The 23927-nt window shown below is 71.8% G+C and carries 25 protein-coding genes; 22 read left to right on the top strand and 3 right to left on the bottom strand.

What is annotated here, in order from left to right; translation table 11 throughout:
- Positions 1–2: 2 nt before the first annotated feature.
- Both flgK and QUG98_RS12435 read right to left on the bottom strand, forming a co-directional pair.
- Positions 3–1421: a flagellar hook-associated protein FlgK gene (gene flgK, locus QUG98_RS12440; protein ID WP_289470829.1), complete on the bottom strand. Its 1419-nt coding sequence runs from the start codon at positions 1419–1421 to the stop codon at positions 3–5.
- A 4-nt stretch (positions 1422–1425) separates the two neighbouring features.
- Positions 1426–1911 carry a flagellar protein FlgN gene (locus QUG98_RS12435; protein ID WP_289470827.1) on the bottom strand — a complete coding sequence of 162 codons (486 nt, stop codon included), beginning with the start codon at positions 1909–1911 and terminating at the stop codon, positions 1426–1428.
- A 495-nt stretch (positions 1912–2406) separates the two neighbouring features.
- On the opposite strand from QUG98_RS12435, the gene QUG98_RS12430 reads away from it, so the two are divergent.
- From QUG98_RS12430 to QUG98_RS12335, 20 genes are all read left to right on the top strand, one after another.
- The gene (locus tag QUG98_RS12430; protein ID WP_289470826.1) at positions 2407–3222 is read left to right on the top strand and encodes a sigma-70 family RNA polymerase sigma factor; all 816 of its coding nucleotides are present in this window, start codon (positions 2407–2409) and stop codon (positions 3220–3222) included.
- A 121-nt stretch (positions 3223–3343) separates the two neighbouring features.
- A complete protein-coding gene (locus QUG98_RS12425; RefSeq protein ID WP_289470825.1) occupies positions 3344–4252 on the top strand; it encodes a flagellin N-terminal helical domain-containing protein in 909 nt (302 codons plus the stop codon).
- A 92-nt stretch (positions 4253–4344) separates the two neighbouring features.
- Positions 4345–5745, top strand: a complete 1401-nt coding sequence (gene fliD / locus QUG98_RS12420; protein ID WP_289470824.1) for a flagellar filament capping protein FliD — start codon at positions 4345–4347, stop codon at positions 5743–5745.
- Between the two features lie 11 nt (positions 5746–5756).
- Positions 5757–6233 (top strand): flagellar export chaperone FliS, encoded by a 477-nt coding sequence (fliS, locus tag QUG98_RS12415; RefSeq protein WP_289470823.1) that lies wholly within the window; start codon positions 5757–5759, stop codon positions 6231–6233.
- On the top strand, positions 6223–6600 hold the full coding sequence (locus tag QUG98_RS12410) for a hypothetical protein (RefSeq protein ID WP_289470821.1): 378 nt from the start codon (positions 6223–6225) through the stop codon (positions 6598–6600). Before fliS ends, QUG98_RS12410 begins: the two co-directional genes overlap by 11 nt.
- Positions 6601–6953: 353 nt before the next feature.
- On the top strand, positions 6954–7298 hold the full coding sequence (locus QUG98_RS12405; protein ID WP_289470820.1) for a flagellar basal body rod protein FlgB: 345 nt from the start codon (positions 6954–6956) through the stop codon (positions 7296–7298).
- Entirely contained in the window at positions 7295–7690 is a 396-nt protein-coding gene (locus tag QUG98_RS12400) for a flagellar basal body rod protein FlgC (RefSeq protein ID WP_289470819.1), read from the top strand. Before QUG98_RS12405 ends, QUG98_RS12400 begins: the two co-directional genes overlap by 4 nt.
- Positions 7690–8061, top strand: coding sequence for a flagellar hook-basal body complex protein FliE (gene fliE, locus QUG98_RS12395; RefSeq protein ID WP_289470818.1), 372 nt, complete (start codon positions 7690–7692; stop codon positions 8059–8061). The genes QUG98_RS12400 and fliE overlap by 1 nt, the downstream gene beginning before the upstream one ends.
- Complete coding sequence (gene fliF, locus QUG98_RS12390; RefSeq protein ID WP_289470817.1) at positions 8061–9737, top strand: flagellar basal-body MS-ring/collar protein FliF; 1677 nt, start codon at positions 8061–8063, stop codon at positions 9735–9737. Before fliE ends, fliF begins: the two co-directional genes overlap by 1 nt.
- Complete coding sequence (fliG, locus tag QUG98_RS12385; protein ID WP_289470815.1) at positions 9734–10783, top strand: flagellar motor switch protein FliG; 1050 nt, start codon at positions 9734–9736, stop codon at positions 10781–10783. The genes fliF and fliG overlap by 4 nt, the downstream gene beginning before the upstream one ends.
- A complete protein-coding gene (locus QUG98_RS12380) occupies positions 10776–11438 on the top strand; it encodes a FliH/SctL family protein (protein ID WP_289470814.1) in 663 nt (220 codons plus the stop codon). The genes fliG and QUG98_RS12380 overlap by 8 nt, the downstream gene beginning before the upstream one ends.
- Positions 11435–12766, top strand: coding sequence for a FliI/YscN family ATPase (locus QUG98_RS12375; RefSeq protein ID WP_289470812.1), 1332 nt, complete (start codon positions 11435–11437; stop codon positions 12764–12766). The genes QUG98_RS12380 and QUG98_RS12375 overlap by 4 nt, the downstream gene beginning before the upstream one ends.
- Positions 12766–13197, top strand: coding sequence for a flagellar FliJ family protein (locus tag QUG98_RS12370; protein WP_289470811.1), 432 nt, complete (start codon positions 12766–12768; stop codon positions 13195–13197). The genes QUG98_RS12375 and QUG98_RS12370 overlap by 1 nt, the downstream gene beginning before the upstream one ends.
- Positions 13194–13919 carry a C40 family peptidase gene (locus QUG98_RS12365; RefSeq protein WP_289470810.1) on the top strand — a complete coding sequence of 242 codons (726 nt, stop codon included), beginning with the start codon at positions 13194–13196 and terminating at the stop codon, positions 13917–13919. The genes QUG98_RS12370 and QUG98_RS12365 overlap by 4 nt, the downstream gene beginning before the upstream one ends.
- Positions 13916–15364, top strand: a complete 1449-nt coding sequence (locus tag QUG98_RS12360; protein WP_289470809.1) for a flagellar hook-length control protein FliK — start codon at positions 13916–13918, stop codon at positions 15362–15364. Before QUG98_RS12365 ends, QUG98_RS12360 begins: the two co-directional genes overlap by 4 nt.
- A 24-nt stretch (positions 15365–15388) precedes the next feature.
- The gene (locus QUG98_RS12355) at positions 15389–15820 is read left to right on the top strand and encodes a flagellar hook assembly protein FlgD (RefSeq protein ID WP_058729550.1); all 432 of its coding nucleotides are present in this window, start codon (positions 15389–15391) and stop codon (positions 15818–15820) included.
- A 54-nt stretch (positions 15821–15874) separates the two neighbouring features.
- Positions 15875–17050 (top strand): flagellar hook protein FlgE, encoded by a 1176-nt coding sequence (locus tag QUG98_RS12350; protein ID WP_289470808.1) that lies wholly within the window; start codon positions 15875–15877, stop codon positions 17048–17050.
- A 1415-nt stretch (positions 17051–18465) separates the two neighbouring features.
- Entirely contained in the window at positions 18466–19113 is a 648-nt protein-coding gene (locus tag QUG98_RS12345; protein WP_289470807.1) for a phosphatase PAP2 family protein, read from the top strand.
- Positions 19114–19223: 110 nt separating this feature from the next.
- On the top strand, positions 19224–20150 hold the full coding sequence (locus QUG98_RS12340) for a sensor histidine kinase (RefSeq protein WP_289470806.1): 927 nt from the start codon (positions 19224–19226) through the stop codon (positions 20148–20150).
- Positions 20147–20809, top strand: a complete 663-nt coding sequence (locus tag QUG98_RS12335) for a response regulator transcription factor (RefSeq protein ID WP_289470804.1) — start codon at positions 20147–20149, stop codon at positions 20807–20809. The genes QUG98_RS12340 and QUG98_RS12335 overlap by 4 nt, the downstream gene beginning before the upstream one ends.
- A 40-nt stretch (positions 20810–20849) precedes the next feature.
- Here the strand turns inward: QUG98_RS12335 and QUG98_RS12330 are convergent, their stop codons facing one another.
- A complete protein-coding gene (locus QUG98_RS12330; protein ID WP_289470803.1) occupies positions 20850–22328 on the bottom strand; it encodes a glycosyltransferase family 39 protein in 1479 nt (492 codons plus the stop codon).
- A gap of 337 nt (positions 22329–22665) precedes the next feature.
- Between QUG98_RS12330 and QUG98_RS12325 the strand changes: the two genes are divergently transcribed.
- Positions 22666–23190, top strand: coding sequence for a DUF2127 domain-containing protein (locus tag QUG98_RS12325; protein WP_289470802.1), 525 nt, complete (start codon positions 22666–22668; stop codon positions 23188–23190).
- Positions 23187–23816: a DedA family protein gene (locus tag QUG98_RS12320; RefSeq protein ID WP_289470801.1), complete on the top strand. Its 630-nt coding sequence runs from the start codon at positions 23187–23189 to the stop codon at positions 23814–23816. The genes QUG98_RS12325 and QUG98_RS12320 overlap by 4 nt, the downstream gene beginning before the upstream one ends.
- Positions 23817–23927: the final 111 nt, after the last annotated feature.

Here is a 23927-nt window from a genome sequence, read left to right as displayed (position 1 = left end):
GATCAGCCCCTCCCGACGAGTCCGACGCGGTTGATGAGCGTGTCGAGCATCTCGTCGACCGCGGTGAGGACGCGCGCCGCGCCCTGGTAGGCGTGCTGGTAGCTGAGCAGGGCGACGTTCTCCTCGTCGAGGTCCACGCCGGCGCCCGACTGCTGCTGCGTGCGCGCGCTGGTCAGGGCGAGTCCGGTGAGCGTTGCCTCCGATCCGGCCGTCCGGGAGGCACTGCCCACCCCCGCCACGAACGTCGCCCAGGTGCTGTCCGCGCCCCCGGCGACCGAGCCGAGTCGCGAGAGCCCGTCGGCGAACGAGTCGTCGAGTTCCCCCGCCGCGTTCCGCGTCGCCAACCCGTCGCCGTCCGTCGGGACGACCGACAGCCCCTGCGCCGCCGGCGTGCCCGCGGCGAGGGCGAAGAACGGCTGACCGGTGGCACCGGTGGGTGTGGTGCCCTTCGCGTGCTCGGTGTTCACGGTCTCGGCGAGACGCGTCGCGACCCGGTCGTACGCGGCCGAGGCCTCGGCGATCGCGCCACCGGTCCCACCGGAGGCCGGGGCGAGGAGCGACAGCGCGCCGCCGATCGAGCCGCCGTCGAGCGTCACCGCGCCGGCGCTGCCCGAGGTCCAGCGCAGGGTGACGGGCTGCCCGTCGCCGAGACGTGCACCGCCCTCGAGTGCGACGGTGCGGACCGTGTCGCCCTGCACGAGCGGGTTGCCGCCCAGGAGCACGTCGACGGTGCCGTCGGCGTTCGTCCGGACCGTACCGCCCGCGAACCCGGCGATCTCCTGGGTGAGCTGGTCGCGGTGGTCGAGCAGCTCGTTCGCGCTGCCGCCGGCGGCGAGCGTCGACCGGATCTGCCCGTTCAGGTCGGCGACCTGCGCCGCCGCGTCGTTGAGCTGGTCGACCTGGGTCGCGGCTGTCGAGCGGACGGTGCTCCACTGTGTGTCGAGGGCCGTCGAGCCGGCGGCCAGGGTGCCCGCGACGGTGGACGCCGCGGCGATCACGGTGGAGGCGGCGCCCGCGTCGTCGGGGTGCGCGGCGAGGTCGCTCCAGGCGGACCAGAACGTGTCGAGCTGTGCCGACAGGCCGTTCTTCCCGGGTTCGTGCAGGCCGTCCTCGATCGCCGAGAGCCCGGTCGCGCGGGTCTGCGCCCAGGCCGAGGAGCCGGTCGCGGTGCGGAGCCCGGCGTCGAGCGTCAGGGAGCCGAGCCGCGCGATGCTGTCGATCGACACGCCCTGGCCGGCGAGGGCCGCGGTCCCGCGCACGAAGCCGGTCTGCACGGCGGGGACCGAGGACTGCGTGACGCGCTGGCGGGTGTACCCGGCGGTGCCGGCGTTCGCGATGTTCTGCCCGGTCACGTCGATGCCGGCGCGGGCCGCGGTCAGGCCGGAGTAGGCGGTCGCGAGGGACCCGAAGGTGCTGACCACGGTGCTACAGGGTCCCCTCGAACAGACGTGCGCCGTCCGCCCGGGAGCCGGAGCCGCCCGAGGCGTCGTAGGTCGCGGCATCGCCGACCGACCCGGCGAGGGTCTCCTCGGTGGCCTGCGCGGCGGAGCGGAGGAAGCGGTCGTTCTCGTCGCGGAGCGCGCCGATCTGCGTGGTCAGCTCGACCATCGCGGTCAGGTGCGCGGCGAGGATCTCGCCCCAGGGGCCGTTCGGGGCGGCGGCGACCACGTCGCGCAGCGGTGCATCGGGGTCGACGCCCCAATCCTCGGCGACGGCGGCGCTCGACGCGGCCCGCTCGAGTCCGGTGCTGCGGAGACGTTCGAGCACCTGCTCGACCTCGCGGCTGGCGTGCGACACCCAGCGGGAGCGCCCGGCGGCGAGCAGGAGCTGCTCCTCCTCGAGCTTGAACGTGAGCAGTTCGAGCAGTTCGCGCTCGCGCCAGAGGACGGCGGACAGGTCGTTCACGCTCATGGCTCCTCGCTGGTGGGGTCGGGTTCGGCGACGGTCGGTCGGGTCGCGCCGGTCCGCCTTCCGGTGGACACCGGGGCCTATCGACGCCGGGCCGTCCGTCGTAAGCGGACCACGGTGGTCGACGCGACCACGAGGCGGGCGCGGGTGGCGGGTCGGGGTGGGTCGTGCCTCCCGGTCGTCGATGGGTGGGGGACGGGCCGTCACCCAGACCGGGGGACAAGAACGGCCGTTCCGGCCCGTGGGTCCGCCGAAGTGCGGACCGCCGGAACCCCGCGTCCCCCCGCACTGGGGACGTTCACAGCCCGCGCCGGGGAGTTCCCAGCCGATACATTCGGAACGCACCGCAGGGGCTCGCCCCCGCACCGCGTCGCAGGGGCGCGGGTGCACCGCCCGGAGGGAACCGGGTGGTTCTTCGTCGACCGCACCGGCCTCCCGAGGGCCGGTGTCCGTCGCGCCCACGGACGGGTCAGTCAGCACGTCGACCAGGGGAAGCCAATGGACCGGAACGCACGCAACGCGATGATCGTGGAGCACCTGCCGCTCGTCGGCTACATCGTGTCGGACGTCCGTGCACGCGCCACCCACCTCGACCGCGACGACCTGGCCGCCGTGGGGTCCCTCGCGCTCGTGGCCGCCGCCGAGGCGTTCGACCCGGAGCTCGGCGTGCCCTTCGGCGCCTACGCCCGCACCCGGATCACCGGCGCCATCGCCGACGACATGCGGTCGGCCGACTGGGCATCACGCGGCACGCGGAAGCGCATCCGCGAGACCCTCGCGACGCAGGAAGCCCTGTCCGCTCGACTCGGTCGCTCCGTCGGCGTGCAGGAGATCGCCGACGCGATGGGCGTCGACCGCCAGACCGCCGCCGACGCCATGTCCGACGCGGGCCGCACCGTCAGCACACTCGACGAGACCGTGCACGACGTCATCGCGTCCGACCAGCCACTGCCCGGCGAGGACCTGCTCGAGGCCGAGAAGCGCCGGTACCTGCGGGCCGCCGTCGCCGCGCTGCCCGACCGGATGCGGTTCGTGGTCGAGAACGTCTACTTCGGCGACCGGTCCGTGACCGAGGTCGCCGCCGAGCTCGGGATCACGCACTCCGCGGTGTCGCAGCAGCGGTCCGAGGCGATGCGGCTCCTGCGCGACGGACTCGCCGAGCACTACGGCGACGGCACCGCGGTCGAGCCGGCGTCCCGCACCACCGCCGCACGGCGCAGCGCGTACCTGGCGCGGGTCGCTGCGAACGCTGCCGCCGGGGTCGCCCGGGCCGTGCAGGACGCGTCGGCGCCGACGGCCGTGGCGGCCAGCTGATCTTCGGCGGGGAGATTTCCTCGCCGACTCCTAACGACCTCGGCGAACCTGCCGAGAGTCACGGATGTCAGCCCATGGACGGGCAGGCACCACCACCCAAGGATTCACGGAGGAAACCACCATGGGTATGTCCATCAACACCAACCTCTCGGCACTCAACACGTACCGGAACCTCAACGCGACGCAGAACGACCTGTCGAAGTCCCTCGAGAAGCTCTCGACCGGTCTCCGCATCAACCGCGCCGCCGACGACGCTTCGGGCCTGACGATCTCCGAGGGACTCAAGTCGCAGGTCGGTGGCCTCACGGTCGCCGCCCGCAACGCGCAGGACGGCATCTCCGTCGTGCAGACCGCTGAAGGTGGCCTCACCGAGACCCACTCGATCCTCCAGCGCATGCGCGACCTGGCCGTGCAGGCGGGTAACGACTCGAACAACGACACCTCGCGCAAGGCGATCGAGACCGAGGTCGGGCAGCTCCAGCAGGAGCTCGTGCGCATCTCGGACTCGACCAACTTCAACGGGATCAAGCTGCTCGACGGGAAGGCAGCGACGAACGCGGCCGACGTCGCCGCCGGCGGCGGCTCGGGGAAGCTCACCTTCCAGGTCGGCGCCAATTCGGGTGACTCCTCAAAGATCACCGTCGACCTCAAGCAGGCGGATGTCTCGGCAGTTGCCAAGAACCTGACCGTGGACGGCGTCGACGCCACTGGCGCTGCCACCACCGGCGCGCTGCACTTCGACACGAACGAGAACGCGCAGAAGGCGATCGTCGCCATCGACGCGGAGATCAAGAACGTCTCCGCTGCACGTTCGAACATCGGTGCGGTCCAGAACCGCTTCGACCACGCAATCAACGTGACGAACGTGGCCAAGGAGAACCTGACCGCGGCGAGCTCGCGCATCACTGACGTCGACATGGCGCAGGAGATGGTCAAGTACACCCGCGACAACATCCTGAGCCAGGCCGGCACCTCGATGCTCGCGCAGGCGAACCAGAGCACCCAGGGCGTGCTCTCGCTCCTCCGCTAGCACCACCGACGCCGTCGTCCGGAGGAGTTCGAGTCCTCCGGGCGGCGGCGTCACCACACCCACGACCACCCCCGACGACAGGGAGCCCCGCGATGTCGACGTCGTCCGTCTCGGGCAACAGTCTCGCGATCGATGGTCTGGTCAGCGGTCTCAAGACCACGGACCTGATCAACTCGCTGATGACCATCGAGCAGGTCCCGCAGACCCTGCTCAAGAACAAGCTCACCGATACCAACTCGTTCGTGTCGTCGCTGCAGACGATCAACTCGCTGGTGCAGACCCTCGCGACGAAGGCCGGCGACGCCGCCAAGGCCACGTCGCTCGACGTGTACGGTGCCACGAGCTCGTCCACCGCGGTCACGGTCGCGACCGACGCCACGGCCGCCGCCGGCTCGGTCAGCTTCCAGGTCGGGTCGACCGCTGCCGCGCACGTCGGGGTCACCGCCGCGATGTCGACCTGGGCGTCCGCCGCCGAGCCCCTGACGCTCGTCGGCGCCGACGGGAAGAAGACCACCGTCACGCCCGCCTCCGGATCGCTCGACGACGCGGTCAGCGCGATCAACAAGGCCGGTGCCGGGGTCACCGCCACGAAGGTCGCCGCCGGCACCGACACCGACGGCACGAAGCTCTACCGCCTGCAGCTCAGCGCGACGAAGACCGGTGCCGCGGCGTCGTTCTCGCTCTACCGCGGCACGTCTGACGACGTCACGGCGGGCACCGCGACGAACGTCTTCTCCCAGCCGGGCGCCGCGGTCGTCACGCAGGGCAAGGACGCCAGCGTCACGCTGTGGGCCGGCACCGCCGCCGCGCAGACCGTGACGAGCGCCACGAACACGTTCGACGACCTGCTCCCCGGGCTCGACGTCACGGTCACGCAGACCACGGCCGACCCGGTGACCGTCACGGTCGCGCAGGACACCACGAAGGCCCAGACCGTGGCGTCCGGGCTCGTCGACGCGCTCAACGCCGTCACCTCGTACTACGCCACGAACACGGCGGTCACGAGCACGACGAGTCCGACCACCGGGACGACCTCCACCAAGGCCGGCGTCCTGACCGGTGACGGCACGACCCGCGACGCCGTGCAGCGCCTCACCACGACGATGTCGACCCCGGTGAACGGGAAGTCGCCGTCGTCGATCGGCATCGTCATCCAGAAGGACGGCACGTTCAGCTTCGACGCCGCGGCCTTCCAGAAGGCCTTGGCGGACGACCCGCAGGGCACGCAGGCGATCCTCTCCGGGGTCGCGGCCAACGTCGGTGCGGCGGCGACGGCGGCGTCGGACAAGTACACGGGGTCGATCACGACCTCGATCACCGGGCAGCAGTCGGTCGCGAAGGACCTGACGACGCAGATCGACAACTGGTCGGACCGCCTCACCGCTCGCCGGGCGACACTGCAGGCGCAGTACTCCGCCCTCGAGACCAGCCTCAGCAAGCTCCAGTCCCAGTCGGCGTGGCTCTCCGGCCAGCTGGCGTCGACGTCGAAGTGACGGGAACGACCATGAACGCCTTCGACCTGCAGACCGCCGCCTTCCGGCAGGCCGCGCAGCCCCGCACGGTGACCGACCAGCGCCGCGCGCAGTACACGAACGAGGCCGTGCTGTCGGCGACGCCCGCGCAGCTCGTCACGATGCTCTACGACCGGCTGCTCCTCGACCTGCACCGCGCCGAGGCCGCGCAGACGACGTCCGACTGGGACGCTGCGCGCGAGCAGCTCCTGCACGCCCAGGCCATCGTCGGCGAGCTGTCGTCCACGCTGCGCATCGACGTGTGGGACGGCGGCGAGGGGCTCCTCGCGATCTACAACTACGCGTCCACGTCCCTGATCACGGCGAACGTGCACCGCGACGTGCAGGCCACGCGCGACTGCATCCGGATCCTCGAGCCGTTGCGGCAGTCGTGGCACGAGGCCGCCGCGGCGCTCGCGACGACGCAGGCGCCACGGGCCGCCAGCGGGGGAGCACTCGGTGTCGCCTGACGCGGGGGAGATCGCTGCCGACGACGTCGCCGTCGAGGCCGGCCAGAGCGAGTGGGCGACGGTGCTCGACGCCCTCGAACGCGAGCTGCTGACGACCGTGGCAACCGCGACCGACGCCATCGTGCCCGCCATCCCGCAGACCGCAGCCGTTGCGCCGAATGCGACCGCGTGGTCCGAGCCGACCACGCTCGGGCCGGTGCCGCGCGCACTGGTGGGTCGTGCCTCCCGGCTGCTGGCCGCGCAGCGCGACCGGCTCGCGGAGCTCGAGACGGAGCGGCGGCAGACCCTGGAGCACCTCGGTGCGCTCCGCCAGGTCGCCGCGACCGACGAACCGCGCGGATCCGTGTACCTCGACGCTTCCGCCTGAGTCGCGACGCCCTCGCGTACGACGACAGATGCGCCGTCGTACGACAGCGGTTCCGTCGTCTCGGTCGCAGGTCGTCGCGCGTCTCCGGGCGAGACGACAGATGCGTCGTCGTGCGACAACGGCATCGTCGCACTGCGGCGGAGCGCGCGACCGGCCACGGCGAGCACGCGAGCACGCGAGCACGCGACCGGGCCGTGTGAGCCCCGCCCCCCGTTCGGGGCGACCCCTAACGCCCCGCACGCCCCCGCCGACAGCGCCCCGCGAGCACGGATCGCTCACTCGTTCGGCCACGGATCGGCCACCGCCAATCGGCGACGTCGCACGACGTCGCACACCGAGGGGACGGGCCACCCGTGTTCGATTCCGTGACGAGCGTCGCGCTGCAGAGCGCGCTCGACGGGCTGTCGCTGCGACAGCGCACCATCGCGAACAACATCGCGAACATCAACACGCCGAACTACCACGCCGAGAAGGTGCGCTTCGAGGACGCCCTCGCGCAGTCGATCGTGCACGGTGACGGGCACGCGACCGCGACCACCGCGCGCAGCCTCGAGCCGACGAACGAGATCGGCAACAACGTCAACCTCGACCAGGAGACCCTGTCGAACATCGACACGGTCCTGCGCTACCAGTTCGCCACCCAGGCGGTCGGCGGCGAGGCGACGGCCCTGCGCGCGGCGATGCGGACGAACTCGTGACGACCTTCGACGCGATCGGCATCGCGAGCACCGGCATGACCGTGCACCGGAAGTGGCTCGACGCGATCTCGGACAACATCGCGAACGTCAACACGGTGCGGTCGATGGGCGACTCCGCGTTCCAGGCCCGCTACGTCGAGGTGCAGGAGGGTGCGGGCACGTCCGGCGCCTACGTCAAGGGCGCGGCGTTCGGCAGCGCCGCCGGCCGTGTGACCTACGACCCGGACAACCCGCTCGCGAACGCCGAAGGGTACGTCCGCATGCCGGACATCGACCTCGGCACGCAGATGGCGGACCTCATCATGGCCCAGCGCGGCTACCAGGCGAACGCCGCCGTGGTCGACCGTGCCAAGACCGCCTACGAGGCGGCACTGCAGATCGGGAAGAACTGATGCCCATCGACGCCCTGAACGGTGTGACGACCAACGCCATGACCCGCGCGTTCGCGGGTGCCGCCGACGCCGCGACCGGTACCGGCGCGCTCGGCGGTGCCACGGGAGCCGGAGCGGCGGGCGCCGGTGCGGTCCAGCCGACCGCCGGCGGTGACGGCTTCGCCGCGAGCCTCGGCAACGCGGTCGACGGCCTGCAGCAGCTGCAGAGCACCTCGAAGACCCTGGCGCTCAAGGCCGTCACGGGCAACCTCGACGACATCCACGACGCCACCATCGCGTCCACCCGTGCCCAGGTCACCCTCGAGCTCGTCGCCGCCGTCCGCAACAAGGGCGTCGACGCGTTCAACGAGATCATGCGGATGCAGGCCTGATGCCCGCCGCGGTGCAGAACACGTGGGGGCGCATCGTCGCCTACGTCAAGGGCTTCTCCGCCGCACAGCGCACCATCGCGCTGATCGGTGTCGCCGCGCTCGTGCTCGGGGGCATCGCGCTCGCGAGCTGGCTCGGCAAGGCGTCCTACGCGCCGCTCTTCACCGGGCTGGCGGCGGCGGACGCGAGCTCGATCACCGACCAGCTGACGACGGACGGGGTGCCCTACCAGCTGACCGACGGCGGGGCGACGATCCTCGTGCCGCAGGACAAGGTGTACTCGGAGCGGCTCAAGGCAGCGTCGAACAACCTGCCGTCGTCGAACGAGGGCGGTTACTCGCTGCTCGACAAGATGGGTGTGACGAGCTCCGAGTTCCAGCAGGACGTCACCTACAAGCGCGCGATCGAGGGTGAGCTCGCGAAGACGATCTCGTCGATGGACGGCGTGAAGGCCGCCACCGTGCAGCTCGCCATCCCGGAGAAGACCGTCTTCGTCTCCGAGGAGAAGGACCCGACGGCGTCGGTGTTCGTCGCGACCGAGAACGGCGCGCAGCTCACCACCGACCAGGTGCAGTCGATCGTGCACCTGACGAGCGCCGCGGTCGAGGGCATGCAGCCGACCGACGTCTCCGTCGTCGACCAGAAGGGTCAGACGCTGTCCGCGGTCGGGACTGGTGCGACCGGCAGCGGCGCGGACCAGGCGGCCGACTACGACGCGACCACGCAGAAGAAGATCCAGGACCTGCTCGACACGACGCTCGGCCCGGGCAACGCCAGCGTCGTCGTCTCGGCGACGATGAACCAGGAGTCCGGCACACGGACCTCGGAGAGCTTCGCGCAGCCGACGAGCGGTCCGGTCGCCCTGAACGAGTCGAGCTCCACCGAGGAGTACGGCTCCGGCTCCAACGCGGGTGCCGGTGCGACCGGCGTGCTCGGCCCGGACAACATCGCGGTGCCGAACGGTACGGCCGGCGGCACGACCGCGAACGGCACGGCCACCGGCGACGGCGGCTACAAGAACGAGTCGGCGACGAAGAACAACGCCGTGGACAAGACCACCGAGACGACGCAGATCCCCGCCGGCGGCGTCCAGCGGCAGACGATCTCGGTCGCCCTGAACTCCCGCGCGGACTCGGTGCAGAACGCCAACCTGCAGAGCATCAACGACCTGGTGTCCGCCGCCGCCGGTGCCGACAACACCCGCGGCGACCAGGTCCGGGTCGCGATGATGGACTTCGACGACTCCGCCGCGAAGGACGCCGCGAAGGCCCTCGAGGAGCAGCAGCAGGTCGAGCAGCAGCAGGCCATGTGGTCGGCCATCCGCACCGCCGGCATCGTGCTCGCGGTCCTCGCCGCCGCGATCGTGCTCGCGATCGTCCTCGCCCGCCGCGCCCGCCGCCAGTCCCGCGAGGCCGTGGACGTCGGAGAGCTCGACGTCTTCGCCGGCGAGACGTTCGAGCTGCCGCTCGGCGCGGACGACCTGGCGATCCCGGCCACCGAGCCGGAGACCGTCGCGCTGCCGACCCTGCCGCACGACGATGCCCCGACCGAGGTGCTGACGACCGACGAGATCAGCGCCGAACGGCGCCGCCAGGAGATCTCGGCACTCGCCGAGCGTGACCCGAAGCGCACCGCCGACCTGCTCCGCGGACTCCTCGACGACCGGACGCCGGTGTGAGCGCCCTCGTCCCGGTCCCCGCTGGCGGTGGCGCCGCCGAGCGCACCCTGACCGGCGCGCAGAAGGTCGCGCTCATCCTCATGCAGATGGAGACCGAGCGCGCCGCCGAGGTGATGAAGCAGTTCACCGAGCTCGAGGCCGAGGAGATCAGCGCGGAGATCGTGCGGATGCGCCGCGTCGACGACAGCGTCGTGGACCGCACGATGAGCGAGTTCCACCGCATCACCCAGCGCGGGCGCGTGCAGAAGCGCGGCGGCAAGGACGCCGCGCTGGGACTGCTCGAGGCGTCGTTCGGTTCCGAGCGAGCCGCTGGCGTGATGGACCGCCTGGCGTCGAACCTCGCCGGGCAGTCCTTCGAGTTCCTCGACGACGCCGAGCCCGGACAGGTCGTCAGCCTGCTCGAGGGCGAGCTGCCGCAGACCATCGCGCTCGTGCTCGCGCACCTGGCCCCCGGGCAGGCGAGTGCGGTGCTCGCCGGGGTCGACGACCGCGTGCGCACCGACGTCGCCCAGGCGTTCGCCACCATGGGCACCGCGACCCCGGAGGCCGTCGGGATCGTCGCCGGGGTCCTCCGCCAGCGCGCCGGCGCCGTGGTGTCCCCGCGCGAGAGCGTCGAGGTCGTCGGTGGCATCGCCCCCCTGGTCGAGATCATCAACCGCTCGGACGTCGCCACCGAGAAGGCCGTGCTCGACGGGCTCGAGGCGCGCGACCCGGAGCTCGCCGAGGACATCCGCTCGCGCATGCTCACCTTCGAGGACATCGTCAAGCTCGAGTCCCGCGACATCCAGCAGGTCCTGCGCGGCATCGACTCGAAGCTCCTCGCGACCGCCATGAAGGGCGCGCCGGCCCCGGTCGTGGAGACCATCCGCGCGAACGTCTCGGAGCGCAACCGCCAGCTGCTGGACGACGAGCTGCAGGCCATGGGCCCGGTCCGCGTCTCGCAGGTCGAGGAGGCGCGCGCCGAGGTGGTCCGCTCCGTCCGCGAGCTCGAGGCCGAGGGCACCATCACCGTCCACCGCGCCGAGGAGGACGAGCTCGTTGACTGACGTCACCGTCCAGCGCGTCGCGTTCCCGGTGCTCGGGAGCGCGACCACCCGCGACCGCGCGGCGGCCGCCGACGTGCGCGGGCACGCCGCCGGCTACGCCGCGGGCCTCCGCGCCGCGCAGGCCGAGACCGTCGCGCTGCACGCCCGGCTCGAGGCCGAGCACGAAGCGCGTCTCGCCGCGCTGCACGCCGAGACGGTCCGCCGCGTCCAGGTGCTCGACGCCGCCACGAACGCGATGCTCTCCCAGGTCGCGCCGGTCCTGCGTGACGCCGAGGCGTCCCTGGTCGACGCAGCCCTCGACCTGGCCGAGGCGGTCGTGGGGCACGTGGTCCGGTCGGGTCGCCAGGACGACGCGGCCGGGGCTGGCGACGGCCTGGAGGCACGCCCCACCCCCGGCGCGGAGGTCACCGTCCGACGTGCGCTCGCTGCGGTCGACGCAACGGTCCCGGTGGCGGTCCGGCTCAGCCCCGCCGACGCCGCCCGCGTCGCCGACCTCACGCTCCCCGTCCCCGTCGTCGCCGACGCCGCGCTGCACGACGGCGACGCGGTCGTCGACCTGCCCGACGGGGTGCTCGACGCCCGCATCGGCACCGCACTCGACCGCGCGCGGGTCGCGCTGGGCCGCTCCGCCGGACGACCGGAGGTGTCCCGGTGACCGCGACGCTCCTCCGTCCCCGCGGTCTGGACGAGGCGATCGCCCTCGCCGCACCGCAGCGCGTCGGTGTCGTCACGAGCGCGGTCGGCCTCGGGCTGACCGTCGCCGGGGTCGACGCCCGGATCGGCGACGTCCTGACCGTCGGCGCCGAGGACGGTCAGCAGGCCCCGGTCGAGGTCGTCGCCACCGACCCGACCGGTGTGCGCTGCATGCCGCTCGGGCGTCTGGTCGGGGTGACCGCCGGCACACCCGTGCGCCCGACCGGTCGGCCGGTCCTCGTGCCGACCGGCGCCGGGCTGTTCGGACGCGTGCTCGACGGACTCGGGCGGCCGATCGACGACCGCGGTCCGCTCGACACCGACGGCTGGGTGCCGATCGACCACGCGACGCCGAACGCCATGGCCCGCACGCGCATCGACGCCCCGATGCAGCTCGGGGTGCGCGTGCTCGACACCCTGACCACCGTCGGCCGCGGGCAGCGCATGGGCCTGTTCGCGGGCTCCGGCGTCGGCAAGTCCTCGCTCCTGTCGATGATCGCGCGCGGCAGCGACGCCGCCGTGAACGTCATCGCCCTGGTGGGGGAGCGCGGCCGCGAGGTCCGCGAGTTCCTGGAGGACGACCTCGGCCCCGAGGGGCTCGCCCGCTCGATCGTCGTCGTGTCCACGTCGGACGAGCCGGCCCTGATGCGCCTGCGCGCCGCGTTCGTCGCCACCCGCATCGCCGAGTCGTTCCGCGACGCCGGGCAGGACGTCGTGCTCATGATGGACTCCCTCACCCGCGTCGCCATGGCGCAGCGCGAGATCGGCCTGTCCGTGGGCGAGCCGCCCGCGACCCGGGGGTACCCGCCGTCGACGTTCTCGGTGCTCGCCGGGCTGCTCGAGCGCGCCGGGACCGACCGGATCGGCAGCATCACGGGGCTGTACACCGTGCTCGTGGACGGCGACGACCACAACGAGCCGATCGCGGACAGTGCGCGGAGCATCCTCGACGGGCACGTCGTGCTCGACCGGAAGCTCGCCGTGACCGGGCACTTCCCGTCCGTCGACGCGCTCGGGTCGGTGTCCCGCGTGGCCTCGAAGGTCACCGAGCCGTGGCAGCGTGCCGCCGCGACGGCGCTGCGGAAGGTCATGGCGGCGCGCCGGAACGCGCAGGACCTGCTCGACGTCGGCGCCTACCAGCCCGGCACGAACCCGCTCGTCGACGCCGCGGTCACCCACCAGGACGCGATCGACGCGTTCCTCCGACAGGGCATGGACGAGCGGGCCGACGCCGGGACGTCCTGGCGCGCCCTCGACGCCCTCGTCGCCCGGCTGGGGGTGTCCGCCTGATGGCCACACGCTTCCCCCTCGCCGGACTGCTGCGGTTGCGGCACGCCGAGCAGGACCGCGCCGCCGCCGCCCTCGCCGCCGCGAACGACCGGCTCCGTGACGCCGCCGACGCCCGCATCGCCGCCCGGCGGAACCTGGCGGACCGCGAGCAGGCGCAGCCCGTCACCGACGCCGCGACGCTGAGCGCCCTCGCCGCCGCCCGGGCCTCCACGCGCGGGATGCTCGAGGAGCTCGACGCCGTCGCGCGCACCCGTCGCGCCGAGGCCGACGGCGCCCAGGCCGCGTACTCGGCCGCCCGCCGTGCCGCACTCGGACTCGAGAAGCTCGAGGGGCACCACGACCGCGAGCAGGCCGCCGCCGACCTGCGAGCCGAGCAGGACGCCCTCGACGAGATCGCGGCACGACGCCGCACGGAAGGTGGTGCCCGATGAGCGTGGACGCCGTGCTGTCCCGGATCGCCGAGATCCGCACCCAGATCGACACCCTCCGCGGTGGCGCCACGACCGCGGTCGCGAGCGGGCCGTCCGGCCAGGCGAGCGGCGCGTTCGCCGACGCCCTGGCGACCGCGACCGGCGCGGCGACGAGCGGCGCCGCGACCGGCTCGGCCGCGACCGACACGGCGACGCGCACCCCGGCGACGTCGGTCGACGCCGGCCGCGGGACCCTGGCGACCGGCAGCGGCGCCACCGGGTCCGACGTCGTCGAGGACGCGAAGAAGTACCTCGGCGTGCCCTACGTCTTCGGCGGGACGACCCGATCGGGGATGGACTGCTCCGGACTCGTGCAGACGGTGTTCAAGGGCCTCGGGGTCACCATGCCGCGCGTGGTGCCCGACCAGGCCGACATGGGGGTGCCCGTCGGCTCGCTCAAGGACGCGAAGCCGGGTGACCTGATCATCCCGAAGGGCGAGCAGCACATCGTGATCTACGTCGGCGACGGCAAGGTGCTGCACGCACCGCGACCCGGGAAGGACGTCCGGATCGTGGACAACTGGTACAAGGACTCGGACATCGCGACCATCCGTCGCATCGTGCCGAGCGAGGCCGCGGCACCGGCGGCGACCCGGTCCGTCCCGGCAGCGGGTGCTGCACAGTCGGTCACCGACCTGCAGACGGCGGCGCTCCTGTCCGCGATGCGGGGGAGTGCGGCATGAGTCCCGTGACCACGGCACCCGCCGCATCCACGACCCCGGGCACGACCGCGACGACCACCGGCGGCGCGGCACCTGCCTCGGCGTCCGCCCTGCCCTTCGGCGCCGCCCTCGCCGCCGCCGGCACAGGAGCGCGCGGCAGCGGTGCGCAGACCGGCGCCGGTGGGGCAGCCTCCTCGACCGGGATACAGGCGGCGCCGAGTCGAGCGGCGACCGGAGCCGACGCGCCAGCCGACGCCCCGACCACCGCGACCGTCGTCGACCCGACGCTCCTCGCCGTGCTCGCCGCGTCCGCCGTCGCCGCCGCGGTCGCGCCCGGCGAGCTCGTACTCGGCGCGGTCGTGTCCGTCGGGTCGGGTACCTCCGCCGGTCAGGCCGCGCCGGAAGCCGGTCCGGCCGATTCGGATGCCACGGTCCCCGTGGCCGCACGGTCCGCCGCGGGCGTGACGCCCCTCTCCGCCGTCGTCCCCGCGACCGCGGCGCAGCCGTCCGCAGGCGTCGACGCACAGGGGGCAGCCGACCTGTCGACCACCGCCGGTTCGTCGGTGCCGTCCGCGCCGTCGGTCCTGGACGGTCGCACGGCCTCGGTCGGTGCGACACCGGCGACCAGCGCAGCAGCGACGGCGGTGGCCCGAGCTGCGGGCGAGAGCACGACTCCGGGGACATCACTCCGCGGACCGCGAGCCGTCCCGGCTGAGGCGACGACCGCGCCGTCCGCTCCGGCGACCGCGTCGAGCGCCGCCTCCACCGCCTTCGCCGGCGCGACCGGGCCAGGTGCGGGTGCGGCAGCCGAGCCGGCAGCGGTGCCCGCCCCGTCGTCCGCCCCGGCGACCACCGCGGCACCGGTCGTGCAGACCGGACCGGCCACGGGGCCGCGGACCGGCCCCGACGCCGACCGGCGGCCCGGCGACCAGGGTGCTGCGAGCCTCCAGGCCGTGACCACCCCGCGTGGTGGCGAGACGGCGTTCGCCGTCCCCGCACCCGCACCCAGCGCACCGACCACGGCAGCCGGAGCGGCCACGGCGAACGCTCCCGCGCCCCTCGCGCAGCAGCTCGCCCGACCGCTGTTCACGCTCGCCCAGGCCGGCCCCGGTGACCACGTCGTCACGGTGCAGGTCGTCCCCGATCAGCTCGGTCCCGTCACCGTCCGCGCGCACGTCACCGCGCACGGGATGCACGTCGAGCTGTTCGCCGCGTCGGACGCCGGCCGTGACGCGGTCCGGCAGGTGCTACCGGACCTGCGTCGCGACGCGGCCGGCAACGGGGTCACGACGACCCTCGACCTGTCGTCGCAGAACCACCCGGGCGCGCAGCCCGGTCGCGACGACCGGCCGACCCCGACGGTGCTGCGACCGGGACCCGACCGGGAGGCCCACCCCACCCCGACCGCGCCGCTCACGGCCCGACCCACCACCGTCCGATCCGTCGGACTCGACGTCCTCGCCTGACGCGGACACGAAGGAGACCACACCATGCCCCTCGACGGCATCACCGGCTCGGTGGACGCAGCGACGCAGGCCGCCGCGCTCGCGCAGACCGCCAGCGCGAAGAAGTCCCAGACGATGGACTCCGAGGTGTTCATGAAGCTGCTCGTCACGCAGCTCCGGAACCAGGACCCGTCCTCGCCGATGGACACCAACCAGATGATCAGCCAGCAGACGCAGCTCGCGACGATGGAGCAGATCACCAACCAGACCACGACGGCGAACGAGAACTTCTCGCTGCAGATGCGCATCGCCGCCGCGAACCTCGTCGGCAAGCAGGTCAGCTACACCGACGCGAGCACCGGGACCGCGGTCTCGGGCACCGCCACCGCCGTGTCGTACGCGAACAGCGTGCCGACCGTGACCGTGAACGGGAAGGAGGTCGACCTCGACGTGATCTCCGGTATCAAGGCCGCCTGAGCCGCCCCGCTCCTCCCTCCTTCTTCCTGACCTCCTTCACCGAAAGGTCGCACCATGCTCCGCTCGCTCTACTCCGGCATCTCCGGTCTCCGTTCGCACCAGCAGATGCTCGACGTCACCGGCAACAACATCGCCAACGTCAACACCGTCGGCTTCAAGTCGTCGACCACCGTCTTCCAGGACACCCTGTCGCAGATGACCCAGGGTGCCGGGGGACCGCAGACCGGCATCGGCGGGACGAACCCCGCGCAGATCGGCCTCGGCGTGCAGGTCGCCGGCGTCTCCACCAACTTCGCCCAGGGCTCCGCGCAGGCCACCGGCAAGGCCACCGACCTGATGATCTCCGGCGACGGGTTCTTCGTGACCCGACTCGGCAACGACACCGTCTACTCGCGCGCCGGTGCGTTCGACTTCGACGCGAACGGGCGCCTCGTCACCGCCGACGGCAAGATCGTGCAGGGCTACTCCGCGACCAACGGCGTCGTGAACGACGGTGGCGGCCTGAGCGACATCACGCTGCCGATCGACGCGGCCGCCCCGGCGACGGCGACCAGCTCGGCGACCGTCTCCGGCAACCTGCCGTCCGACACCGCCGCGGGCGAGACGCTCAACCGCGACGCCACCGTCTACGACCAGTACGGCACGAAGCACACCCTGTCCCTCGGGTACACCCGCACTGCCGCCGGCTGGTCGGTCGCCGCGTCGAACGGCCAGGGCACCTCGGCCACCGGCGCGATCACCTTCGGCGCCGACGGCAAGATCACCAGCGGTCAGACGCTGCAGGTCGGCGGCATCGCGGTCGACATGACGCAGCTGTCCGGCTTCGCCGCGCTCAACACGGCGTCGATCTCGTCGCAGAACGGCCACGAGGCGGGTTCCCTGCAGGGCTACTCGATCTCGAAGGACGGCACCGTCGTCGGATCGTTCTCGAACGGGTCCTCGCTGGCGATCGGCCGCATCGCGCTGGCGACCTTCGCGAACCCGGCTGGCCTCGAGAAGACCGGGGCGTCGGGCTACCGCGCCACCGCGAACTCCGGCAACGCGAACGTCGGCGTGCCCGGGTCCGCCGGTGTCGGGTCGCTGGCATCCGGCACGCTCGAGATGTCGAACGTGGACCTGTCGCAGGAGTTCACGAACCTGATCGTGGCGCAGCGTGGGTTCCAGGCGAACGCGCGGATCATCACGACCTCGGACGAGGTGCTGCAGGAGCTGACGAACCTGAAGCGGTAAATTTGCGGGAAACTAACCTGTCTCCTGGTCAAGGCCGTCCCCGCATAAGTGCGGGGACGGCCCGATCTCTAACGTCTCGCGGAGTGCATTCTGTGTCCCGTCGAGAGGCGAGGAATGACGCGAGTCGGGCTGCACCACGGAGGCGCCTGGGACGACCGGACAGTGCGCCGCGTCCTAGGAATCGAGCCGCTGCGGGTCGAGCCCCGCGAGGCGCCAGTTCTAACAGTTGACGGGCAGGTGGAGCCCGATGCCTCGGCCTGGCTGCGCCAAGTTGCGTCCCGCTCCTTCCGACCCCATGAGACTTCGACACCGCTCTGACGAGCACAGAGCCTCCGGAACTTGCTCCAATGGCTCACGGAACGAAACAGCTCATCGCGCGGCGCAACCAACCACCGGTCAGACCCTGACCCTTCGGGCTGGCCAGCCGCTCGTATGACGCTACATTCCAATCGTGCCCGAGTCCAAACCATGCCTTTCGACGTGGTGGCAGTACACCTGCAGCCTCGTCATCGGACATGAAGGCCTTCATCGGTACCGGGGGTCCACCGTCTCCGTCGATTGGAACGATGCCGAAGCGGCGCTCGGCTTCCCCCGGAAACGACGCTCGTGAAGCGGACTCGCTGCAAGAGGTTGTTCCTCGTCCGCCGCTGCCAGCGGCACGTCGGCCATAGCGACCTGCACGAGGCGTCGGACGAACACAGCCGAGCATCTTGGATCAACGGCGCTGCCAGGATCCTCGGCTGCGCAGGGGAGGGCGAGGCTCCGGACTTCGACGACGCGTGGTGAGCTCAATGAGGTCAGCCCACCTCGACTCTTCGGTGCCCTCTGCCAGACCGCGCTTGCTTCGTCGTCGGTGGGCAGGGATTGAGAAGTTCACGGTGGCGGCCATCGTGGGTTGCGCTCGGTAGTTGCAGGTTTGATCGGGATCCCGTCCAACGGTCTCGCTGGGCGACGGGCGTTCGGCAGGAACGCTCGGCGGCTAGCGACAGCGCAGCTTCGACCGCTAGCGAAGCCGAAGACGGACACCGGGGCGATTCTGCGGCGGCTGGCGAGATACTGACGCACGGAGCCTCCTCTGAACCAGACTCGACTCCCAGACCCGCCGTCCTGCCGCAGAGCCGCTGCTACGAACGTCTAACCGGGCGCCGGCGTCGAGGCCAAGCACGGGCCCCGCATGTCGGAAGTCAAATCGCCACTGGGCCGAAATCGGTCCGTTCGACTCGCGACCTTCTCGACGTTGGCGCGCGGAGGGCGTAGGCAGCGCGGCCGAGGGTTCAAACGACAACGACCGACGTCCACGTTCGGTTCTTCGCGATTTCTTGGAAGAAGCTCGTTGCACTGTGTCGGTGCTGAATGAGTCGACCGCGCCCCCTCTAATGACCGCTTCTGCGTGGCGTCGCCCTATGGAGCGGGCGGTGGTCGTCGTGGTCCTGCTCGTTGTGGCGGGCTTAATCCTGCGCAGCCATCCAGTCGATGCGCCACTGGCGGCTGCGTTGAATAGTGCGCATGTGCGGGTGGTCGGGGCACTGAGTTCGGCGGTTTACACCGTCTTCGAGCCGGTGCCCGCGATCCTGCTGACGATGGTGCTCACCGCGGCGGTGTGGGCCCGCACCCGGCGTCTTCTGGTTGCCGCTGGCTTCGCGGGCGTCGTGGCGCTGACGTGGATCCCGTCCGATGTGCTCAAGGTGGTGGTTGGGCGGCCGCGGCCGGACGGGACCGTGCTGTCGCACCCGTTTGTTCCCGCGCAGCCGGACGCATCGTTTCCGAGCGGGCACATGGTCTTCGTGGTCGCGCTGGTCCTGGCGGCGTTGATGTTGGTGCGCGATGTCCGACGCCGACGAGTGTGGGCAGTGTGCGGCGGCCTGGTGATCGTGGGAGTCGCGACCGCGTTGACCGTGGACGGGGTGCACTGGCCGACCGATGTGATCGCTTCAGTCCTCTGGGCGTTGGCGGTGGCGCCGGTCGCTCGGATCGTCTGGGTTGATGTGGTGGTGCGGCGGGTCACGCGGCGGCTGGAGCAGACTGGTCGGCATCGTTCGGGGCGAGGGAAGGATCGTTCGTGAGGAAGCCGGCGCGGCAGCTGTTGATGGTGTTGCGCGGCGTCACGGATCGTGACCCGGACCGTCGGGCTTACCGACGCTCCGCGCTCCGAATCGGTCTCCGGGTTGCTGTCGTGTCGGCAGCGCTGGTGTTCTCGGTCATCATCTTGGTCGCCGTCTACATCCTCTGGCAGCTGACGCCGGCGCAGCAGCTCGAGCGGCACGGCCCCGAGGACGTCCACGTGTACCTCGACACGTTCGATCTGCTCATCGCGGTGCTGGTGGTCGGTGCGGCAGCAGTGGTGCTCGCGGGGATTGCGACGTGGCTAATCGCGGGTCGGGCGGTCCGGCCGCTGGCCGAGGCCTACCGGCTGCAGCGGACGTTCGTGGCGGACGCGAGTCACGAGCTGCGGACGCCGCTGACGGTGCTGAGCGCCCGGGTGCAGCAGCTCCAGGCGATGCTCCCCGCCGCGAGCAGCGAGCGGGCGGTGGCGGACGAGCTCCGCACGGACACCCGCGCCCTGGCCGAGGTGGTCGAGGACCTGCTCGCGACCGCGGCGGGCCGGACCGACGAAGCCGCGGTGGCGGAGCTCGACGCCGGTCTCGCGGCGGCGGCGAACGACATGGCGGTCCTGGCCCGCGACCGGCAGGTGCACCTCGTGGTCACCCCGGGCGAGGGCGTCCTGGCCGTCACGCCGACGCAGCTCCGGCGGTGCCTCGTCGCGCTCGTCGACAACGCGGTCGGGCACAGTCCGACCGGCGGCGCGGTGTGGGTCGAGAACGAGGTCGTCGGCGACCGCGTGGTGATCCGGGTCCGCGACGAGGGGCAGGGCATCACGGGGATCGCCCCGCGGCGGGTGTTCGACCGGTTCGCCCACGGCGACGCCCCGGCCACGGGCGGGCCGACCCGGACGAGCAACGGCATCGGACTCGCGCTCGTGAAGGACGTCGCCGTCCGCGCGGGCGGTGACGTGCGGGTGGAGCGCACGGGTCCGTCCGGCACCGTGTTCGCGCTCACCCTGCCGCTCGCCGGTGTGAGCGGGCGGGGGCGGCGAGGATGAGCGGCGGACGGGTCCTGCTCGTCGAGGACGACCCGCGCCTCGGACCGATCGTGCGGGACGTGCTGTCGGCGTCGTGGGACGTCGAACTCGTCACCACGCGGGTGGACGCGCTCGAGGCCGCGCTGCACCGGCTGTTCGACGTGCTCGTGGTCGACCGTCGCCTGCCGGACGGCGACGGCCTGGACGTGGTCCGGGAGCTCCGGCGCTTCCGGGTCGCCACCCCGGCGCTCGTGCTCACCGCGCTCGGCGAGGTGCACGACCGGGTGTCCGGGCTCGACGCCGGCGCGAACGACTACCTGGTGAAGCCCTTCGACTTCGACGAGCTGGACGCCCGACTGCGTGCGCTCACCCGCGAGCCGGTGGACCGCGGGCCCTCGTTCGAGATCGGCGGCTGGTCGTTCCGGCCGGACGACCACACCGTGCACTCGCCCTACAGCGGCCGGGTCGCCCTGACCGACCGGGAGTCCGACCTGCTCGCGGTGCTCGCCGCGGAGCCGGACCGGGTGTTCTCGCGCGAGCAGCTGCTGTCCGCGGTGTTCGAGCACGGCGAGCAGCTCGGGACGGTCGACACGTACGTGCACTACCTCCGGAAGAAGACCGAGCGGGACCTCATCGCGACCGTGCGGGGCAAGGGCTACCGGCTCGGCACCCCCGCCTGACGCTCGGCCAGGGACGGGGTGGCGCGGGCTGCTCGGCTCCTCAGCCGCGGTCGTACCGGACAACCCAGGTGCGGGCGACCTTCCACTGCTGTGTCTGGTGGAAGCCCGCTGGCCGGAGCGCGGCGGTCGCCGTCGCACGGTCGTCCGGCTTTGTCGCCGTGACGAGCCACACCGTCGTCGCGCCGCCCACGGCCCGACCGGCATATCGGAGGGGCTGCTGCGTCTCCCAAAGTCCGTCACCGGCACCGGCGGGCGTGATCAGGAGCGGATCGTCGAGGCCGGCGAACGCTGCCGGGTAGCTTTCCGCGATGATTCGTGAGGTCGCTTTCGGGTGCCGCTGCACGGGGCCGAAGAGCACCGCGTCGCGTGCGCTGTCTGATTCACCGAGCCGTTGCCGCTGGATCAGTGCGGCGACCTGGTTCCAGGCGGAGCCGTCCTTCGCGGTCACGGTCCGCTGCGCCGCCCAGCTCGGCGCCGACAGTCCGACAGCGAGCAGCAGCACCACGATCGCGGCCGGACGGAACCACCTCGTCGGGACCGCGGCGAGGGGTGCTGCCATCAGGAGCGCAGCAGCCGGAGCCGCGAACGCGATGTATCGGGGTGAGTACAGCGGGTGGGTGACGATGGACGCGGCGATGAGCGCGAGCGTCGGTACGAACACCCACGGCACCGCCACCGCGAGCACCGGCCGCAGCCGCTCGACCTTGACGGCGGCGGCGAACCCGAAGCCGGCCAGGACCCAGAGGAGCACCGCGAACCCGGTGTTCTCGTACGAGAACTGCGTGACGAGGAATTCCTCCACGGTGTGGGCGCTGATGTGCTGGATCCAGCTGATCTGCGCTGATTGCGCCGACGACAGCACCGCCAGCGGCACCGCACCGATCAGGACAACGGCAGTGGTGATGATCCATGCCGCGAGTGGGATCGGGGAGGTTTCGTGCCGGATGCGGCGCAGCGCCAACAAGGTCAGGAAGTGACCGATCGGGACGAGGATCAGGTACAGGAACACGGCGCAGCCGAGCAGCGATACCGCTCCGTAGACCACCCACCAGATCCAGCCGGCCCTTTTCGCGGCGGTGCGGTCGACCGCGGCGAGGAGAAGCAGCGTCGACAGGGTTGCGAGGAGCGCGCCGAGGGCGAAGGAGCGGCCCTCCGCGCCCATCCATGTCACCCGCGGCAGGACGGCGAAGAGCAGACCGGCAATGATCCCGAGCCGGGCGCCTGCGAGCCGTCTGCCGAGGATCACGACCACGGCCGCGGTGACTCCGACGGCGATCGCGGATGGAAGCCGGAGCGTGAACGGCGTGTACCCAACCAGGCCGAACCAGACGTGCATGAGGGCGTAGTAGGTGGCATGCACCAGGTCGACCTGCTGCACCTCCCGGCCGAGCGCCGTCCAAGACCGGGCCGCTGAGGTCACCGTGGCGGCTTCGTCGTACCAGACGCTCGGCACCCAGCTGCCGATCACCGCGACCAGGAACGCTGCCAGGCCGACCAGGACCGGCCCGAGCACGGCCATCCCCCGGACGCTTCGAGGACCGGACGGGCCCGGGTGAGCAGGCACCGTGCGAGGCATGATTTCATTCAGCATCAAGGAGTCCCTCTCGATCCGCCTCCACCGCAACCGCAACAACCGCTGCACCCGTGCTCACCAGCCCCAGCACAACCACGCTGGCTACGGCCAACCCAGTCCAGAGACCCATCTCCATCACCTCACCATCTACGGTGCGAGGGCCGTCCCCAGAAACCGACAAGACTCCGCGCCGGCGGCCACCTTGGCCGATTCTGGGAGCCTCAGCGCGAAAGTCGTGGCCATGACTCGGACTCGATGGACGCACGAACGATGGTTCGACCTGGTGTTCCTCGTCGGATTCACCTTCAAGGCGATCGACGGGTTCATCGAGCTCGTCGTCGGGATCCCGCTGCTGTTCCTGCGCCCCGGCCAGGTCGACAGCGTGGCCCGGCTCATCACCGCCGGTGAGCTCCGCGAGGACCCAGACGATCTTCTCGCGCACCTGATCCGCCACGGCGTCGCAACGCTCAGCGCCGACGCAACCCTATTCGCCGCCGCGTACCTGATCATTCACGGCCTGGTGAAGCTCGGCATCGTCGCGGCGATCTTCCGCGGCTCCCGCCGGCTCTACCCCTGGGCCATCGCCGCGCTCGGCGCTTTCGTGATCTGGCAGGGATACGAGTTCGTCCTGCACCCCAGCGTCGGGCTGGCGCTGCTGACCCTGTTCGACCTCGCCATCGTCGCGCTGACCGTCCGCGAATGGCGGCACCACCGCAGCCTCGGCGATGCAGTCCGAAGCATGCTCGGCCGCACCCCGAACGCTCCTTCCCGGCCGCGCACGAAGCACCTCTCGAGGCACGCCGCATGAGCGTTGCCCTCGCCGCCGGCACGTTCAGCGCCGCAACGGTCCTGCACGCCTTCGGACCGTGGGTCCTCGCCGGAATCGCGCTCCTCGTCATCGTCGAGTCCGGCGTGCTGTTCCCGTTCCTGCCGGGGGACTCACTCCTCGTCACCGCCGCGATTCTCAGCGCCTCGCTCGGCATCACCCCATGGCAGGTCGCCGTCGTGGCGACCAGCGCTGCCATCGTCGGCGATGTCATCGGGTACAGCCTCGGCGCACGATTCGGTCGGCGCCTGTTCCGGCCGACCGCGCGTCTGCTCACCCCGGCACGCCTCCACGAATCCGAGCGGTTCTTCGCCCGATGGGGTGGACTCTCCCTCGTCCTCGGCCGCTTCGTGCCCGTCGTTCGCACCTACGTGCCCCTCGCAGCCGGAACCGCTCGGATGCCGGTTGCACGGTTCATGCTGTGGAACGTCATCGGTGCCGTCGCGTGGGTCGGCGTCCTCGTCGCCGCGGGAGTCCTCCTCGGCGGTGTGCCCCTCATCGCGGACCACATCGACGCCGTCATGATCATCGTCGTGATCGTGTCGGTGCTTCCCCTCCTCATCGGCGCGCTCCTACGTCGCCGGCGCACTGCCCGGATTCCCCGGTGAGCGCCGACCAGCCGGGCTGGTGGCGTCGGAAGTTCGCGCCGCAGCTGCGCACCGTCAGCAGGAGCGAGCGTGCCGTCCTGCTGCGCGGCGCACTCGTCCTCGCCGTCCTCG

It is taken from the genome of Curtobacterium subtropicum, assembly GCF_030362975.1.
Classification (GTDB): domain Bacteria; phylum Actinomycetota; class Actinomycetes; order Actinomycetales; family Microbacteriaceae; genus Curtobacterium; species Curtobacterium subtropicum.
The sequence above is the reverse complement of the archived record's forward strand: the minus strand, read 5'-3'. Positions and strand labels throughout refer to the sequence as shown.

Bases quoted from the DNA above. Each gene is read 5' to 3' on its own strand.
- QUG98_RS12435 (WP_289470827.1), bottom strand. From the start codon at position 1,911: ATGAGCGTGAACGACCTGTCCGCCGTCCTCTGGCGCGAGCGCGAACTG.
- QUG98_RS12430 (WP_289470826.1), top strand. From the start codon at position 2,407: ATGGACCGGAACGCACGCAACGCGATGATCGTGGAGCACCTGCCGCTC.
- QUG98_RS12425 (WP_289470825.1), top strand. From the start codon at position 3,344: ATGGGTATGTCCATCAACACCAACCTCTCGGCACTCAACACGTACCGG.
- fliD (WP_289470824.1), top strand. From the start codon at position 4,345: ATGTCGACGTCGTCCGTCTCGGGCAACAGTCTCGCGATCGATGGTCTG.
- fliS (WP_289470823.1), top strand. From the start codon at position 5,757: ATGAACGCCTTCGACCTGCAGACCGCCGCCTTCCGGCAGGCCGCGCAG.
- fliE (WP_289470818.1), top strand. From the start codon at position 7,690: ATGCCCATCGACGCCCTGAACGGTGTGACGACCAACGCCATGACCCGC.
- fliF (WP_289470817.1), top strand. From the start codon at position 8,061: ATGCCCGCCGCGGTGCAGAACACGTGGGGGCGCATCGTCGCCTACGTC.
- QUG98_RS12370 (WP_289470811.1), top strand. From the start codon at position 12,766: ATGGCCACACGCTTCCCCCTCGCCGGACTGCTGCGGTTGCGGCACGCC.
- QUG98_RS12365 (WP_289470810.1), top strand. From the start codon at position 13,194: ATGAGCGTGGACGCCGTGCTGTCCCGGATCGCCGAGATCCGCACCCAG.
- QUG98_RS12360 (WP_289470809.1), top strand. From the start codon at position 13,916: ATGAGTCCCGTGACCACGGCACCCGCCGCATCCACGACCCCGGGCACG.
- QUG98_RS12355 (WP_058729550.1), top strand. From the start codon at position 15,389: ATGCCCCTCGACGGCATCACCGGCTCGGTGGACGCAGCGACGCAGGCC.
- QUG98_RS12350 (WP_289470808.1), top strand. From the start codon at position 15,875: ATGCTCCGCTCGCTCTACTCCGGCATCTCCGGTCTCCGTTCGCACCAG.
- QUG98_RS12335 (WP_289470804.1), top strand. From the start codon at position 20,147: ATGAGCGGCGGACGGGTCCTGCTCGTCGAGGACGACCCGCGCCTCGGA.
- QUG98_RS12330 (WP_289470803.1), bottom strand. From the start codon at position 22,328: ATGGCCGTGCTCGGGCCGGTCCTGGTCGGCCTGGCAGCGTTCCTGGTC.
- QUG98_RS12320 (WP_289470801.1), top strand. From the start codon at position 23,187: ATGAGCGTTGCCCTCGCCGCCGGCACGTTCAGCGCCGCAACGGTCCTG.